General features: G+C 70.1%; 13 protein-coding genes. 3 read left to right on the top strand and 10 right to left on the bottom strand.

The window, feature by feature from the left end:
- Nucleotides 1–2 precede the first annotated feature (2 nt).
- Complete coding sequence (locus tag ACVHNB_RS31780) at nucleotides 3–1469, top strand: APC family permease (RefSeq protein ID WP_456226422.1); 1467 nt, start codon at nucleotides 3–5, stop codon at nucleotides 1467–1469.
- Here ACVHNB_RS31780 and ACVHNB_RS31775 read toward each other — a convergent pair.
- From ACVHNB_RS31775 to ACVHNB_RS31760, 4 genes are all read right to left on the bottom strand, one after another.
- Nucleotides 1459–2541 (bottom strand): LacI family DNA-binding transcriptional regulator, encoded by a 1083-nt coding sequence (locus tag ACVHNB_RS31775; RefSeq protein WP_456226421.1) that lies wholly within the window; start codon nucleotides 2539–2541, stop codon nucleotides 1459–1461. The two genes, ACVHNB_RS31780 and ACVHNB_RS31775, sit on opposite strands and share 11 nt — an antisense overlap.
- Nucleotides 2542–2620: 79 nt before the next feature.
- A complete protein-coding gene (locus ACVHNB_RS31770; protein ID WP_456226420.1) occupies nucleotides 2621–4270 on the bottom strand; it encodes an extracellular solute-binding protein in 1650 nt (549 codons plus the stop codon).
- 57 nt (nucleotides 4271–4327) lie between these two features.
- Nucleotides 4328–5191 (bottom strand): carbohydrate ABC transporter permease, encoded by an 864-nt coding sequence (locus ACVHNB_RS31765; protein WP_456228975.1) that lies wholly within the window; start codon nucleotides 5189–5191, stop codon nucleotides 4328–4330.
- Nucleotides 5192–5226: 35 nt separating this feature from the next.
- Nucleotides 5227–6081: an ABC transporter permease gene (locus ACVHNB_RS31760; RefSeq protein WP_456228974.1), complete on the bottom strand. Its 855-nt coding sequence runs from the start codon at nucleotides 6079–6081 to the stop codon at nucleotides 5227–5229.
- Between the two features lie 344 nt (nucleotides 6082–6425).
- On the opposite strand from ACVHNB_RS31760, the gene ACVHNB_RS31755 reads away from it, so the two are divergent.
- Entirely contained in the window at nucleotides 6426–7397 is a 972-nt protein-coding gene (locus tag ACVHNB_RS31755) for a hydroxyacid dehydrogenase (RefSeq protein WP_456228973.1), read from the top strand.
- 305 nt (nucleotides 7398–7702) lie between these two features.
- Here the strand turns inward: ACVHNB_RS31755 and ACVHNB_RS31750 are convergent, their stop codons facing one another.
- The 3 genes from ACVHNB_RS31750 to ACVHNB_RS31740 form a co-directional block, all read right to left on the bottom strand.
- A complete protein-coding gene (locus tag ACVHNB_RS31750) occupies nucleotides 7703–9640 on the bottom strand; it encodes a S53 family peptidase (RefSeq protein WP_456226419.1) in 1938 nt (645 codons plus the stop codon).
- 179 nt (nucleotides 9641–9819) lie between these two features.
- On the bottom strand, nucleotides 9820–10446 hold the full coding sequence (locus ACVHNB_RS31745) for a DUF305 domain-containing protein (protein WP_428955083.1): 627 nt from the start codon (nucleotides 10444–10446) through the stop codon (nucleotides 9820–9822).
- Nucleotides 10443–11114 carry a DUF3105 domain-containing protein gene (locus ACVHNB_RS31740; RefSeq protein WP_428955084.1) on the bottom strand — a complete coding sequence of 224 codons (672 nt, stop codon included), beginning with the start codon at nucleotides 11112–11114 and terminating at the stop codon, nucleotides 10443–10445. Before ACVHNB_RS31740 ends, ACVHNB_RS31745 begins: the two co-directional genes overlap by 4 nt.
- A 270-nt stretch (nucleotides 11115–11384) precedes the next feature.
- Between ACVHNB_RS31740 and ACVHNB_RS31735 the strand changes: the two genes are divergently transcribed.
- Nucleotides 11385–12746: a glutamine synthetase family protein gene (locus tag ACVHNB_RS31735; protein WP_428955085.1), complete on the top strand. Its 1362-nt coding sequence runs from the start codon at nucleotides 11385–11387 to the stop codon at nucleotides 12744–12746.
- Between the two features lie 88 nt (nucleotides 12747–12834).
- Here ACVHNB_RS31735 and ACVHNB_RS31730 read toward each other — a convergent pair whose 3' ends face one another.
- From ACVHNB_RS31730 to ACVHNB_RS31720, 3 genes are all read right to left on the bottom strand, one after another.
- Nucleotides 12835–13947 (bottom strand): hypothetical protein, encoded by a 1113-nt coding sequence (locus ACVHNB_RS31730; RefSeq protein WP_456226418.1) that lies wholly within the window; start codon nucleotides 13945–13947, stop codon nucleotides 12835–12837.
- A 113-nt stretch (nucleotides 13948–14060) separates the two neighbouring features.
- On the bottom strand, nucleotides 14061–14483 hold the full coding sequence (locus tag ACVHNB_RS31725) for a VOC family protein (protein ID WP_428955087.1): 423 nt from the start codon (nucleotides 14481–14483) through the stop codon (nucleotides 14061–14063).
- Nucleotides 14484–14486: 3 nt separating this feature from the next.
- Entirely contained in the window at nucleotides 14487–15512 is a 1026-nt protein-coding gene (locus tag ACVHNB_RS31720; protein WP_428957684.1) for a TolB family protein, read from the bottom strand.
- Nucleotides 15513–15515 lie beyond the last annotated feature (3 nt).

Raw genomic sequence — 15515 nt, 5'->3', positions numbered from 1 at the left:
GCATGACGACTACGGACAAAACGGAGCGGGGCGAGGCGGTCGGCGACGACGGCACACGGCGCCAGTTCATCTCCTGGGTGACGCTCGGCCTGATGACGACCGCCTCCGTGGCGAGTCTGCGGCCCTCGCCCACCATGGCGATCTACGGCCTCGCCGCGATCTTCCTCTATCTGCTCCCGGCCGTCGTCTTCCTGCTGCCCACCGCCCTCGTCGGCGCCGAACTGGCCTCCGGCTGGACCGGCGGCATCTACCGCTGGGTCAGCGAGGCGCTCGGCAAACCGCTCGGGTTCGTCGCCGTCTGGTGCCAGTTCGCCATGACCATCGCCTACTACCCGAGCCTGCTCGCCTATGTGGCGTCCACGTTCGCGTACGTCATCCACCCGAGCCTCGCCGAGAACGGCCTGTACGTGGCCATCTGCATCGTCGTCATCTACTGGACGGGGGTGTGGGTCAGCTCGCGCGGTACGAAGACCGTCGCCGGACTGTCCTCGCTCGGGCTCGTCATCGGCACCCTCGTCCCGGGCGTCGTGCTCGTCGTCCTCGGCATCGTCTTCCTCGGACAGGGCAACCCGTCGGCCGCCCCGATGAGCGCGGACCACTGGCTGCCCCCGTGGACCGGCCTCGCCAGCCTCGTCCTCATCGTCAACAACTTCCTCTCCTACGCGGGCATGGAGATGAACGGCGTCCATGTGTCGTCGCTCCGCAACCCGCGCGGCGAGTACCCGCGCTCGGTCTTCCTCGCCACCGGCCTCGTCCTGCTGATCTTCATCCTCCCGGCGCTCGCGATCAGCTGGGTCATGCCGTCCAAGGAGCTCAGCCTGACCGCCGGTCTGATGCAGGCCTTCCAGGCGTTCTTCGACCACTTCCACGTGGGCTGGATGACGAAGATCGTCGGCATCATGCTGGTGTGCGCGGCGCTCGGCGGCATGCTGACCTGGCTCTCGGGCCCCGCCAAGGGACTCGTGCTGCTCGCCCGCCAGGAGGGCTATCTGCCGCCGTTCCTGCAGAAGTTCAACAAGCACGGCGTGCCGCAGAACGTGATGGTCGCCCAGGGCGTGCTGACCACCCTCATCGGCATCCTGTACGCCTTCAGCGACAACGTCTCCAGCCAGTACTGGATGTTCTCCGTCATCACCATCCAGATCTACCTGGTCGCCTACTTGTTGATGTTCCTGGCCGTCGTCCGGCTGCGCCGCACCCAGCCGGACGTGCCGCGCGGCTTCGTCGTGCCGGCCGTCACGGTCTTCGCGGGCGTCGGCTTCGTGGCCTCGGTGCTCGCGCTCGTCATCGGGTTCGTGCCGCCGGACCAGTACGACACCGGGCCGCTGTGGCGTTATCTGCTGATCGTCGGCGGCGGTCTGCTGCTGCTCGGCATCGCGGCCCCGGCCGCGTTCCTCAAGTACCGCAAGCCGAGCTGGATCCACCCCGACCACCGGGACCCGGCCGGCCCCACGGCCGCTACGGAGTGAGGCGGCGCACGCTGTCGCGGATCACTATGTGCGTGCCCAGGAGCTGGCGCTGCTGACCGGTCCGGCCCGATCCGGTGAGAGCGAGGCGGACCGCGGTGCGGCCCAGTTCCTCACCGGGGATGTGCACCGTGGTCAGGCCAGGGGTCATGTCGGTGGCCACCGGATCGTCGTTGTAGCCGACCACCGAGACGTCCTCCGGGACGCGCAGCCCGTACTCCCCGAGGGCCTTCACCGCGGCGGCGGCCACACGGTCGTCGCCCGCGAACACGGCCGTGAAATCGGGTCTGCCGTCGCACTTGTCGAGCAGGTCGCGGATCGCCTCGTCGCCGTTGATCTGGCCGAAGCCGATCCCGTGCAGCAGCGCGTCCGACCTGGGGACACCGTGGTCCTCCAGGGCCCGCAGATAGCCGCGGACCCGGTCCTCGCCCGTCGTGTTGCCGGGCTGGTAGCCGATCAGCGCGATCCTGCGGTGGCCCGCGCCCAGCAGATGGCTGGTGATCGCGTGGGCGCCGGCCTCGTTGTCGTACTCCACGACGACCGCGGGCACGTTCGGCGCGGGCGCGGGCCGGCCGCACAGCACCAGCCGGGAACCGGCGGCCGCGAGCGACTGCGCGTACTGGGCCATCCGCTCCCGGTACGCGGCGTCCTCGACGACCCCGCCGACCAGCACGACCGCCTCCGCGGCCTGCTCGCGCATCATCTGCACCAGCGCCAGCTCCCGGGCCGGGTCCGCGCCGGTCGACGCGACGAGAGTGAGCCGGTCGTGCTGGGCGGCCTCCTTCTCGACGCCCTGCGCGACGGCCGCGTAGAAGGAGCTCACCACGTCGAGCATCAGCACGGCGATGGTCTTGCGGCCCGCGCCCGCGAGCGCGCGGGCGTGCGCGTTGGCCACGTAGTCGAGGTCCTTCGCCGCGCGCAGCACCTTCGCACGCGAGGCGGCCGACGTCGGGTAGTTGCCCGCGAGGACCCGCGACACCGTCGCCACGGAGACCCCCGCGCGCGCCGCCACGTCGCGGATCGTCGCCCGCCCGCCGCCGGCCGGGGGTGCCCCCGCCTCGCTGCGCTCGCCCACTCTGACTCCCTCAAGTCCGATGGTGCGGGACCCGTGCCCCGCACCATCATCGCGTGTGCCCTCGCCTAGGTCAGCCGGGTCAGTGGGCCGCCTCGTACTCCTCACCGAACTCGTCCAGGGCCTTCCGGCCGCCCTGGGCGAGCCACTTCTTGTAGATGCCGTCCCAGTCGGAGACCTTCTTGCGGCCTGACACCACCGCTGTCACACCGTCGTTGATGATCTGGTCGAGGGTGGCACCCTGCCGGTTGAACGTGTCGGACTGCAGACCCCACCGGTCGTTGGGCACCATCATCGGCACGATCTTCTGCTGCCAGGCGTGCACCCGCTTGGTGAGGTCCGCGTAGCCCGGGTAGTACAGCGGCTGCGGGGCGTCCGCGACCTTGGTCAGGGGAAGGTTGGTCGCCGACTCGACCAGACCCAGCTCCGTCGCGATCGGGTTGTTCTCCTTGTCGCGCTTGAAGTGCGTGCCCTCGACGCCGTAGTGCAGCAGCTCGAACTCCCTTGAGCCGAACGGCGAGGCCAGCCAGTCCAGGATGCGCAGCATCAGCTTGACGCGGTCCTTGGAGGCCTTCTTCAGGGCCGTGTAGCCGAACATGCCGCGGCTCTGCTGGAACTGCTGGGCGCCGCCCACGACGTAGGGCTGCGCGACGTCCAGGGTGTACGCGTCCTTGATGCCCTGCGCGTTGGAGATCGCCGCGCCGAAGCCGTCGGTCATCGACAGGGCGGTGCCGTTGTAGAACTGCGTCTTCAGATCGACCTGCGACACGGACGTCGCCTCGGGGTAGTAGGCGCCTGCCGCGCGCAGCTTCGCCATGTACTCCAGGGCGGTCTTGAACTCGTCGGTGCCCGCGAAGTACTCGGCCTTGCCGCCCTTGATGCGCCACTCGTTCGGCGTCCCGTGCCAGATGGCGTGCGTCTTGTAGCCGAAGTAGCTGGTGGTGGAGGCACCGAGACCCCACTTGCGGCGCCCCGTGGCGGCCTTGGCCACCGTGGCGAAGTCCTGGGCCGACATGCCCTGCTCGAAGCCGGCCTTCGCGAAGGCCTCCTGGTTGAGGAACAGGGTGTCCTGCGGCTTGGGCCGCTCCACCGGAACACCGTAGATGCGCCCGGCGATCCGGCCCATCCCGTCCCAGGCGTACGTCGGGATGGCCGCGAGGTGCGGATAGTCCTTCGCGGCGTCGCCCGACAGGTACTCGGTCAGGTCGGCGCACCGCGACTTCACGAACTGGGCCTCGCGCGGCAGCGTGTAGCCGCCGCCGATCGCGATGATGTCGGGCAGGTCGTCCCCGGCCATCAGCGTGGCCATCTTGGTGCGGAAGTCGGCGTCCGGCACCACCGTGAACTCGACCTCGACGCCGAGCGCCTCGTTCAGGGCGGCCCAGTACTTGTTCTGCGAGGCCGGCTTGGGCGGTGTGCCGTACGTGATGGAGATGATCCGGACCTTCTCCTTGCCGGTGCCGGGCTTCTCGGCGACGGCCTTCACCAGCTTCTCCGGGTACGTGAGGAAGCCGGCCTGGACCCCCTCGGCGGTCGGCGCGAGATCGGGGGCCGGGCCGCCGGCCGCGGCGTACGTCGGCCAGGGCGCCGCCTTCGTGCCCTTGTTGCCGACGGAGGCGCCCCCACCGCTCTCGGTCGAGCACCCGGTGAGCAGGGACGGCACGGCGACCGCGGCGCCGCCGACGGCGATGGAGCGCAGCAGGGTGCGGCGCGACAGGGAGGAAGCGGACATGGTGGAAGGACCCTTCGGCTCAAGGAAGTTGAAGACGGGGGAGACGGCTGCGCGGGCTCAGCTCTTGATGGCGCCGGTGAGCACGCCCTTGGTGAAGTACTTCTGCAGGAAGGGGTAGACGAGGAGGATCGGCACGACGGCGATCACCAGGACGGCCATCTGTGTCGTCTGCGGCGCCGAGACCATGCCGGCCTCGCTCAGGCCCGTGTCCGCGATCTGCGCGCCCCCGATCACGTACGTGCGCAGCACCTGGGAGAGCGGCCAGTGGTCGGACTCCAGGTAGATCGAGGCGGTGAACCACGAGTTCCAGTAGCTGACCGCGTAGAACAGGCCGACGACGGCGAGCGCGGCCTTCGACAGGGGCAGCGCGATCCGCCAGAACGTGGCCCAGTCACCGGCCCCGTCCAGCCGCGCCGCCTCGTACAGCTCCTCCGGGATCCCCTGGAAGAAGCCGCGCAGCACCACCAGGTTGAAGACGTTGATCAGGCACGGGGCGATGACCGCCGCGTACATGTTCTGCATCCCGAGCCCCTTGACCAGCAGGAACGCGGGGATCATGCCGGGCGGGAAGAGGAACGTGAACAGCACGAGCAGCAGCACCGGCTTGCCGCCGTAGACGCCGGGGCGGCTGAGCGCGTACGCCAGGAACGCGGTGCAGGCCAGCGACAGCAGCGTGCCGATGACGGTGATGCCGACGCTCACGCCGAGCGCCTTCGTCACGATGCCGCCGCTGAGGATGTTCTCGTAGGCGCGCAGCGTCGGATCGCTCGGCCACAGCACCCAGCCGCCGTTGGCGACGACCTCCTTGTTCGAGGCGAGCGACGTGGAGACGATCACCAGGAACGGTACGAGGACCAGGCACAGCAGCACGATCACGGCGAGGCCCTTGGCGGCCCTGGTGACGGGCTTCGGCTTCTCCATCCATGCGGGACGGACGGGAGTTCCCGCGGACGTGCTCACTTGTAGACCCCCTGCTCGCCGAGCTTGTGCGCGATGCGGTTGGCGACGAACACGAGTGCCGCGCCGATGAGGCCCTTGAAGAGCCCGGCTGCGGTGGCGTAGCCGATGTCGCCGCCGACGATGCCCTGCCAGAAGACGAAGGTGTCGAGGACCTCGCCGACCTCCGGGCCCACCGACTGCCGCTGCAGCAGCATCTGCTCGAAGCCCACGGAGAGGATGTCGCCGAGCCGCATGATCAGCAGCAGCACGACGATCGGGCGGATCGAGGGCAGCGTGACGTGCCAGAACCGGCGCCAGGGCCCGGCCCCGTCGATCGCGGCGGCTTCGTAACTCTGCTCGTCGACCTGCATCAGGGGGGCCAGGAAGATGATCGTGCCCCAGCCGGCGTCCTTCCAGATCACCTCGGCGACGACCAGCGGGCGGTAGGCGTCCGGGTTGCCGATGATGTCGACGGTGTGCAGACCGGAGTCGCCGAGGAAGCTGTTCAACAGGCCGGTGTCGGACAGGACCTGCTGGAACAGGGCGACGACGATCACCCACGACAGGAAGTGCGGCAGGTAGACGACGGACTGCACGAAGCGGCGCAGCAGATCGGACGTCAGGCTGTGCAGCAGCAGCGCGATCGCCAGCGGCACCGGGAAGTAGAACACCAGCTGGAGCACGGCGATGTAGAGGGTGTTCCACGTCGCGTGCCAGAAGTCCGGGTCGCCGAACATCCGGCTGAAGTTGCCGAAGCCGACCCATGAACTGCCCCACAGCCCGGCGAACGGGTCGTACTCCTTGAACGCCACGACGTTGCCGACGAAGGCGCCGTAGTGGAAGACCAGGAAGTACACGAGGCCGGGGACCATGAGCAGCAGGAGCACGCGACTGCTGTAAAACCGTTTCCACTTCGTATCGCGTTTGATTGTGCGGGCAGTTGACCCGATTTGCGGCTCGCCGGGGGGTTCCATCGCCCCGGTGTCGGGCCTTTCCTTCGCCACAGTGGGCACGGGAACCCCTCCGTCGTGGGAACAAGGTGTGCCGGAATCTAAAACGGTTACTACGAACGGTCAACCCCTCTGGCATCGCGATGTCTTGACCCTTGACACCCCAAGTGCCTAGCCTCCTGATGGACTTGAGTAACCGGTTACAGAGTTTCTGCAACGAGGGGTGGAACCGAGTGACGGCACACCGACCGACCGCGGCCCTGGCCATGGGCGCCCAGGTGGTGGAGCGGGTCTTCCCGCCCGACCTGCGGGACCGGCTCGGCCGCAGCACCCGGTTGGCGGCGCCGCCGCTGACCGGGGCGCTCGACGGACCGGACGCCATGGAGGTGCTGGCCGCGACGGAGATCCTGGTCACCGGGTGGGACTGCCCGCCGCTCACCCGACAGGTCCTCGCGGCCGCGCCGCGGCTGACGACCGTGGTGCACGCCGCCGGGTCGGTCCGCCCGATCGTCACCGACGCCGTGTGGGAGCGCGGGCTGCTCGTCTCCTCGGCCGCCGACGCCAACGCGGGGCCCGTCGTGGCCTTCACCCTCGCCGCGATCACCTTCGCGGCGAAGGGGGCGCTCGCCACGGCCGGGACCTACGCGTCGGCTTGGCCCGGGTTCACCGAGCGGGTCGGCGCGGACGCGCGGGTCGTCGGGATCATCGGGGCGTCACGCATCGGGCGCCGGGTGATCGAGGCGCTGCGTGCGGACGAGGCGGGGTACCGGGTCCTGCTGTGCGACCCGTACGTCGACGGGGCCGAGGCCGCGCTGATGGGGGTGGAGCGGGTCGGGCTCGCCGAGCTGTGCCGGCGCAGCGGGATCGTCAGTGTGCACGCGCCTCAACTGCCCGCGACGCAGGGCCTGTTGAGCGCGGAGATGCTCGCGCTGATCCCGGACGGTGGTGTGGTCGTCAATACGGCGCGGGGGGCGTTGCTCGACACGGAGGCGCTGGCCGCTGAGTGCGGGTCCGGGCGGCTCTCGGCGTACCTCGATGTCACGCACCCGGAGCCGTTGCCCGCGGGGCATCCGCTGTTGTCGTTGCCGAATGTGCTGGTGACTCCGCACATCGCCGGGGCGCAGGGGAGTGAGGTGCGGCGGCTCGGTCTGTACGCGGTGGAGGAGGTCGAGCGGCTGGTCCGCGGCTCGGAGCTGCGGGGCCGGACCGGGCGGGGGGACATGGTGCGGGTCGCTTGAACGGGGGCGCCCGCTCGTCTGCGGGGTCCCGTGCGGGTGGCGGCCACCGGTTTCGTCGTGGCTGGTCGCGCCCCGCGGCGGAGCCGCTGATCGACACAGCCCCGCGCCCCTGAGGCATGCAGCTTCGCTGCTGCCTCATCGCTGAGATGCCGCACGAAGTGCGCATCTCAGGGGTGCGGGGAACTGCGCGAGAAGCCACCACGCACCCGCGCCCGCCGACCGGACAGCCACCCGGTACGCGCAAAGGCGCCCGTCCCGCCGGATCAACCCCGGCGGGACGGGCGCCAGTCGCACCCCGGAGGGGATCAGTGGCGGGAGTACGACGACACGTAACCCGGCGCCGGCGAACCGACCCCCGTCACGTCGTCATAGCCCCGGACCGCCTTCAAGGACGCGTCCTTGCCCAGGCTGCGCACCGAGGTGAGCAGGCCCTCCGACGCGTCGAAGCCGTTCGCGAAGTCGACCCGCGCCACGGCGAGGTCACCCTTGACCGGGTGGTCCGTCACGTCGTGGTAGGCCTTCGACCCGTACCGGTCGTAGATCGCCGGGTTGGCGAAACCGATCGCCCGGCCGCCCCGCTCCTGCTGCGCCAGCGCCTGCACGCCCGCGATCACCGGCGCCGCCAGCGACGTACCGCCGATGCGGTACTCGTCGTAGCCGAGCGAGCCGTCGGGCAGGGTCTGCGTCTGGCCCACCAGGAAACCGGTGTTGGGGTCGGCGATCGCCGAGATGTCCGGCACGACGCGGTTGCGGCCGCCGTTGGCCCTGGCCAGCGCGTTCGGGACGACACCCTTCTGGTAGAAGGGCTGCGGGACCGTCCTGCTGGTGCCGCCGCCCGCGCCGGAGGTGTACGCGCCCGGGAAGTCGGTCCAGCTCTTGCCGTCCGCCGACAGGTTGGCCTTGTCCGTGCCCCAGCCGGTCTCCCACTGGTACGTGTCGCCCTTGCCGACGTTCAGCGAGGTACCGCCGACCGCGGTGACCCACGCCGAGTTCGCCGGCGTGTCGACCTGCTTCGTACCGGTGGAGGCGACGTTGTCGCCGTTGTCGCCGGACGAGAAGTAGAAGCCGATGCCCTCGATCGCGCCCAGCTGGAAGACCTGGTCGTACGCGGCGGCGAGCTGCGGCGTCTGGTTGGCCTCGATGTCGCCCCACGAGTTGGAGACGATGTCGGCCAGGTGCTTGTCGACGATCTTGCCGAGCGAGTCGAGCAGGTCGTCGTCGTAGCAGGAGGACGCGCCGACGTAGGTGATGTTCGCCTTCGGCGCCACCGCGTGCACGGCCTCGACGTCGAGGGTCTCCTCGCCGTACCAGCCGGCCGCGCCGCACTCCTCGGTCTTCGTGTACGTCTTCGGCAGGATCTGGTTCAACTGCCCGTCGCCGTACGCCGCGTCACCGTGCTTGGCCGCGTACTTCTCGGCGTCCTGTGCGATGGTCGGCGAGGCGTACGCGTCGGTGATCGCGACCCGCACGCCCTTGCCGGTGGCCTTGCCCGCACCGTACGCGGCCCGCAGCTGCTTGCCGGTGTAGCCCTTGACGGCGTACGGGATCTTCTTGCCGTCCACGGAGGGCAGGCTCTTGGCGGTGTTCGAGCCGTAGTACGAGGAGAACGGCCCGGCGTTGCGGAACACCGCGTCCGGAGGCGGCAGTTCGTCCTGGTGGTCGGCCTTGTGCGGCGCGCTGTCCAGACCGGTGACGGTCAGTACGGCGCCGTCGAGCGAGGCGGGCACGGACGCCGCGCCGGAGGGCGCGCGGTAGGTGTGCTTGCCCTTGGTGTAGTTGTGCAGCTGCGTGCCGAACGCCTTCTCGGCGGCCGCCACGTCACCCGACACGGATATGTAGTGCGTGCTGGTGCCGGTCACGGTCAGGCCCGCGGACTTCAGCCAGGCCGTGACCTCGGATATCTGCGCCTTCGTGGCGCCGAACCGGGCCTGCGCCTCCTTGGCGCTCAGGTACTTCCCGTACGAGGCCGACGACGGGTCGGACACGGCCTTCGCGTACGCGGCCAGCCCCTTGGCGTCCCGGCCGGCGAGGTAGACACGGGCGTCGACCTGGTTGCCGTTCGCCGTGGCGCCCTTGTCGGCCGTACCGGTGGCCCACAGCGGCTTCGTGCCGGAGAGGGTGGCGCGGCCCGTGTCGGCCTGGGCGGCCGGCGCGGCGAGGGCGAGGGCGCCGGCGAGCAGCGGCAGTGTCGCTGCCAGGCTCAGGCCGGCCCGGGTGCGGCGTGTGCCGCGGATGGATCTCATAGAACCCCCTGGTCTCATGGAACCCCTGGGTGAGGTGCAGGTGTAATGCACACCCAGAGGGCCCCACTCTCGCCAGGAACCGTTCACGCGGGGGGAATGGATCGATCAAGAAGGCGTCAAGTCGGCTCAAGTCCGTTCGGGATCAACCGATTTGGGAACTACGGTCGATCCCGGAACGGCTACGGCCGGGCGCCCCGGTCCTTCAACATCCCCGTCATCAGGTCGATCTCGGACTGCTGGGAGGCCACCATGCCGCGCGCCAGGCGCCGCTCGGCCCCGACCACGCACCGCCGCACGCACCCCTCGGCCATGTGCACGCCGCCCTTGTGGTGGGCGATCATCAGCCGCAGGTACAGGACCTCGGCCTGCCGGCCACCGGCCTTGCGCAACTGGTCGAGCTGCGTGTTGGTCGCCATGCCCGGCATCAGCGCACCGTCCTCGCCGGCCGGCGCGTCGGCCATCCCCATCCAGGCCATCGGCGGTTTCTGCGACACCTTCGGCAGTTCCCACAGGTCGAGCCAGCCGAGCAGCATCCCGCGCTGGTTGGCCTGGGTCTGCGCGATGTCGTACGCGAGGCGGCGCACCTCCTCGTCCTTCGTGCGGTCGCGCACGATGTACGACATCTCGACGGCCTGCTGGTGGTGCACCGCCATGTCGCGGGCGAACCCGGCGTCCGCGGACTCGGCCGCCGGCACCTTCAGGTCGGCGGGGCCGCCGTCCCCGTCGGCGACGGCGTACGTGACCGCGCCCGTGGCCACGGCGACCGCCGCGGCCACGGAGACGAGCCATCCGGTCCGACGCCTCACTGGGCGAGGCCGCCGGTGCAGGACGCGCCCGGCTCAGGCGTCTGCTTGCCCTGCACGAACGTGTCGAAGAAGGACGCCACCGCCGGGTCCGACGCGCTCTTGACCGTGCGCTGGTGGCCCCAGGCGCTGAGCATGATCGGATCCTTCTGGTTCTGCACCGGGCTCATGAGCGAGTACGGCGTCCGCTTCACCTTGGCGGCGAGCGCCTTCACGTCCGCGTCGGCGGCCTTGTCGTTGTACGTCACCCAGACGGAGCCGTGCTCCAGGGCGTGCACGGCGTTCTCGTCCGGGACGGCCTTGCCGTAGACGTCACCGTTGCAGTTCATCCACACCGGGTTGTGGTCGCCGCCGACCGGCGGGGTCATCGGGTAGGCGACCTTCTTGGTGACGTGGTTGCGGGTGAGCTTCCCGCTCCAGGTGCCGACACCGTTCTTGTCGTACGAGAAGTGGCCGGCGCCGGACTTCGCGTCGGCCTGGTCGGAGGCGCCGTCGTCACCGCTCTTGGTGACGGCCCAGGCGCCCACTCCTATGAGAGCCGCCACGACGACCGTGCTCACCGTGATGATCGCGATCCGGCCGCGGCGCTGACGGGCACGCTCGACGCGGCGCATCTCCTCTATGCGGTCCTTGCGGGACGGCGCGGCGGACGTGTTCTTGGCGGAACCCATGGAGTGTCCTTCTGAGAAAAGGATGAGACGGGCGGGCCCGCTGATCGTAGTGGGGAAAACGGGGGCGCGGGAGGTGGTGTCGTCGGTCTCCGGAACGGCAGGCACTATGGGCGGAGGGGGTTCAACAGGCACTATGAACTCGACACCGGCCGATCAAGGATGATCAAGGTCGGCAACGCGCACGAAACGGGCGTGTGGTGGGATGTGACCAGGCCTTTCGATGGCATGGGAGCAGGCGGCCTGACCAGCAAGGATGGGTGGAAGCGGAAGATGGACAAGCAGCAGGAATTCGTGCTCCGGACTCTCGAGGAGCGCGACATCCGGTTCGTACGCCTGTGGTTCACGGATGTGCTGGGCTTCCTCAAGTCGGTGGCCGTGGCCCCCGCAGAGCTGGAACAGGCCTTTGACGAGGGCATCGGCTTCGACGGCTCGGCCATCGAGGGCTTCGCCCGGGTCTACGAGTCCGACATGATCGCCAAGCCGGACCCGGGCACGTTCCAGGTCCTGCCGTGGCGCGCCGAGGCCCCCGGCACCGCGCGCATGTTCTGCGACATCCTCATGCCCGACGGCTCCCCGTCCTTCGCCGACCCGCGCTACGTCCTCAAGCGCGCCCTCGCCAAGACCTCCGACCTCGGCTTCACCTTCTACACCCACCCCGAGATCGAGTTCTTCCTCCTCAAGGACAAGCCGCTCGACGGCACCCGCCCGACCCCGGCCGACAACTCCGGCTACTTCGACCACACCCCGCAGAACGTCGGCATGGACTTCCGCCGCCAGGCGATCACCATGCTCGAATCCATGGGCATCTCGGTCGAGTTCAGCCACCACGAGGGCGCCCCCGGCCAGCAGGAGATCGACCTGCGCTACGCCGACGCGCTCTCCACCGCCGACAACATCATGACGTTCCGCCTGGTCATGAAGCAGGTCGCGCTGGAGCAGGGCGTCCAGGCCACCTTCATGCCGAAGCCGTTCTCCGACCACCCCGGCTCGGGCATGCACACGCACCTCTCGCTCTTCGAGGGCGACCGGAACGCGTTCTACGAGTCGGGCGCCGAGTACCAGCTCTCCAAGGTCGGCCGCTCCTTCATCGCGGGCCTGCTGAAGCACGCCGCCGAGATCTCCGCGGTCACCAACCAGTGGGTCAACTCCTACAAGCGCATCTGGGGCGGCGGCGGCCGCACCGCGGGCGCCGGCGGCGAGGCCCCGTCCTACATCTGCTGGGGCCACAACAACCGCTCGGCGCTCATCCGCGTGCCCATGTACAAGCCCGGCAAGACGGGCTCGGCCCGCGTCGAGGTCCGCTCGATCGACTCCGGCGCCAACCCGTACCTCACCTACGCCGTCCTCCTGGCCGCCGGCCTCAAGGGCATCGAGGAGGGCTACGAACTCCCGCCCGGCGCCGACGACGACGTCTGGGCCCTCTCCGACGCCGAACGCCGCGCGATGGGCATCGAGCCCCTCCCGCAGAACCTCGGCGAGGCGATCGCCCTGATGGAGCGCTCGGAACTGGTCGCGGAGACGCTCGGGGAGCACGTGTACGACTTCTTCCTGCGCAACAAGAAGCAGGAGTGGGAGGAGTACCGCTCGGAGGTCACGGCGTTCGAGCTGCGGAAGAACCTTCCGGTGCTGTAGGCGCGGCTCGCACGTCTTTCGGGGAGATTCAGCCGCTGGGGCCGACGGTCATGGACCGTCGGCCCCAGCGGCGTTCCGCGGTCCGGCGTCAGTTGCCCGTCGTCGTGGAACGTTCGATCAGGCCGTGGATCTCCGTGTCGCCCTGCCCGTCCATCGGGGTGTCGTAGTCACCGACGGCCCAGAAGGTCCCGGAGTCACCGGCCGGCGCCAGGTCGTGGAGCCAGTACGACGGCCACCGGGGCTCGGCGTCGGGCGCCAGTGCCGCTGCCTGCTTGGTCCAGGCCGTTCCGTCGTAGTGCCAGACGAAGGGCTCGGACCGCACCCCGTTGCTCTTGTCCGACCCGGTGGCCCACAGCCCCCCGGCGCCGTCCGAGGCGATGGATTCGAGGTACAGCTCGCCGAGCGAGCCGGTGACGTCCTGCCAGTCGGTTCCGTCCCAGCGCACGATGCCGGGGACGGGCGCGCCGGCGTTCTCGGCCTCGGCCCATCCGCCCACGTACACACTGCCGTCCGCGGTCGCGACGATCTCGGCGGCGTCGGTGCCCGTCCTCATGGGAGGCTGCGGCAGCAGGGTCCAGGTGGTGCCGTCCCAGTGGTAGACGACGGGGTGACCGCCGTTCACCGGGTACTGCATGCCGGTCGCGTAGGCGTCGTCCGCCGAGACGGCGTCGATGTCCCTGATGTCGACGAGCGGCGGCAGCGCGAACGTCTGCCAGCTGCCGTCGGCGTAGGTGTACAGGGCGTCGCCGCCCTTGAACAGGCGCCCGGGGACGGCGTCGAGCGGAACCTCGGGCCAGGACCTGTCCAGGGCGCCCACCGTGGGGACGGTGCTCCAGCGCTCGCCGTCGTAGTGGACGAGGGTCTGGCTGTCCTCGTCCGATCCGTACGCCCACACGTCATCGGCGGAGACGGCGCTCACCGCCGACCACTGCCACACGTCGGGCAGCCCGGGAGCGGTGTCCGCGCTCCAGCTCCCGCCGTCCCAGCGCATGATGACGCCGTGCATGGCTTTCCTGCCGACCGCCCAGGCGTGGTCCGCGTCGGCCGCCGAGACCGACATCAGGGACTCCGCCGCGCTGTCACCTGAAAGGGACAGTTCCCACGAGGACGTCGCGGCGGAGCCGGTTCCTCCCGCGGTGAGCAGTGTCGCCGTGAGGGCCACTGACACGGTCGTCGCGCGCAGCAGGTGTCGTACGTGCATCAACGGGTGCTTCCTCTGTTCTCTGCGATCGGGGGTCTGCACCCGGCACGGAAGCCGGGCCGGATACGAGACCCCCGGCACCCGAGGATGGTTGTACCGGGAAATGAACCGCGTCAGGGGGTGATCGCGTCCCGCAACGGCACAGTCGCCCGCTTCCGGTACTCCTGGATCGCCCACCCGTTGCCGTCCGGGTCCGTGAAGTACATGAACGTGCCGCCGTCGTCCGCCCCGAACTGCACCGGCTCGGACACGTCGAGGCCGCGTTCCGTCAGTTCGTCGCGGGCGGCCTTGATGTCGCTGACCACGAGCTGGAGGCCGTGGTACGTACCGGGGGTGGGCGTACCCGTCCGGATGGGGACGCCCGCGGCGAGCACGATCGAGCAGCCCGAGCCCGGCGGGGTGAGCTGGACGATGCGGGCGCCCGGCATCACCTCCCGGTCCACGTCGCAGCGGAAGCCGACCTTGTCGACGTAGAAGGCCTTGGCCCGGTCGATGTCCGAGACCGGCAGCGGGATCACTTCCAGGGTCATGTCCATCGCTCAAAGGTAGGCGGGGGAGACCGCCGCCGTCATGAGGCGCCGCGCGGTTCCTGTGCCGTCCGCCGGAACCGTGTACAGGTCGGCGCCGTAGTCGCCCGGCAGCGCGTACGTCACATGGCGGGCGTCGCTCCACACCGCCTGATCGTCGACGCTGCGGGTCTCGGCCAGGGGTGTCTCCCGCAGCGTGGCCAGGTCCAGTACGTACAGCCGCCAGGGCGCGTCCGCGGGCAGGCCGGGCACCCGCTTCTTGTACGCGATCCGGGTGCCGTCGGGGGACAGCGACGGGCACTCGACGTTGCGGTGGAGGGTCGTGACCGTGCGGGCCCGCAGATCGCCGCGGACCAGGTACGTGCTGCCGTGCGTGGCGAGCGTCGCGTAGAAGTGGCGGTCGTCGGCGGCGAACGTGACGCCCCAGAAGTTCGCGTCGGCCGCCCGGTAGGGGTGGCCGTCCTTGACGATCCGGTACGCCTCCAGGGACGGGGTCAGCCGGCCGGTGGCCGTGTCCAGGATCGCCGCGCGCGTGGAGAAGTTCGTGCCCGCGTAACTGTCGCCGCCGACGAACGCCGTCCACGCCGCGTACCGCCCGCTCGGCGACACCCGGGCGCGGGACGGGACGCCCGGCACCGGATAGTGCGCCTTCTGGCGCAGGCGGGCGTCCAGGACGGTGGCCCGGTAGGTGTCGGCGAGGGTGCCGTGAACCGCTTGGAGACAGATCCCGGTGCCCGAACTTGCAGAGAAGCGCAGGCACTTGAGGTGCGTCGCGGTGGCGGTGCGCGGGCCGCCCGGGTGCGCCGCCGGGGCCGTCGTCAGCTCGTCGCGGTGCGGGCCCCAGGCCATGTTGCGGAACACCAGGCGGGGCGGGCCGCCGTCCAGCCGGACCGTGCCCGCGGTGAGGGCCGGCCCGCCCGGACGGGCCTCGTTCCTGCGGTCGGCGCGGGCCGAGGCGTGCAGCACCGCGGCCGTGGCCACCGCGGCCAGGGCGAGCACCGCCGCGACCAGGACCGTGAGCCTGCCGCGGGTCGTCATGCC

The organism is Streptomyces sp. YJ-C3 (assembly GCF_053891275.1).
The sequence above is the reverse complement of the archived record's forward strand: the minus strand, read 5'-3'. Positions and strand labels throughout refer to the sequence as shown.

Coding starts and splice junctions, on each gene's coding strand:
- ACVHNB_RS31780 (WP_456226422.1), top strand. CDS start 3: ATGACGACTACGGACAAAACGGAGCGGGGCGAGGCGGTCGGCGACGAC.
- ACVHNB_RS31770 (WP_456226420.1), bottom strand. CDS start 4,270: ATGTCCGCTTCCTCCCTGTCGCGCCGCACCCTGCTGCGCTCCATCGCC.
- ACVHNB_RS31765 (WP_456228975.1), bottom strand. CDS start 5,191: ATGGAGAAGCCGAAGCCCGTCACCAGGGCCGCCAAGGGCCTCGCCGTG.
- ACVHNB_RS31760 (WP_456228974.1), bottom strand. CDS start 6,081: ATGGTCCCCGGCCTCGTGTACTTCCTGGTCTTCCACTACGGCGCCTTC.
- ACVHNB_RS31755 (WP_456228973.1), top strand. CDS start 6,426: ATGGGCGCCCAGGTGGTGGAGCGGGTCTTCCCGCCCGACCTGCGGGAC.
- ACVHNB_RS31750 (WP_456226419.1), bottom strand. CDS start 9,640: ATGAGATCCATCCGCGGCACACGCCGCACCCGGGCCGGCCTGAGCCTG.
- ACVHNB_RS31740 (WP_428955084.1), bottom strand. CDS start 11,114: ATGGGTTCCGCCAAGAACACGTCCGCCGCGCCGTCCCGCAAGGACCGC.
- ACVHNB_RS31735 (WP_428955085.1), top strand. CDS start 11,385: ATGGACAAGCAGCAGGAATTCGTGCTCCGGACTCTCGAGGAGCGCGAC.
- ACVHNB_RS31730 (WP_456226418.1), bottom strand. CDS start 13,947: ATGCACGTACGACACCTGCTGCGCGCGACGACCGTGTCAGTGGCCCTC.
- ACVHNB_RS31725 (WP_428955087.1), bottom strand. CDS start 14,483: ATGGACATGACCCTGGAAGTGATCCCGCTGCCGGTCTCGGACATCGAC.
- ACVHNB_RS31720 (WP_428957684.1), bottom strand. CDS start 15,512: ATGACGACCCGCGGCAGGCTCACGGTCCTGGTCGCGGCGGTGCTCGCC.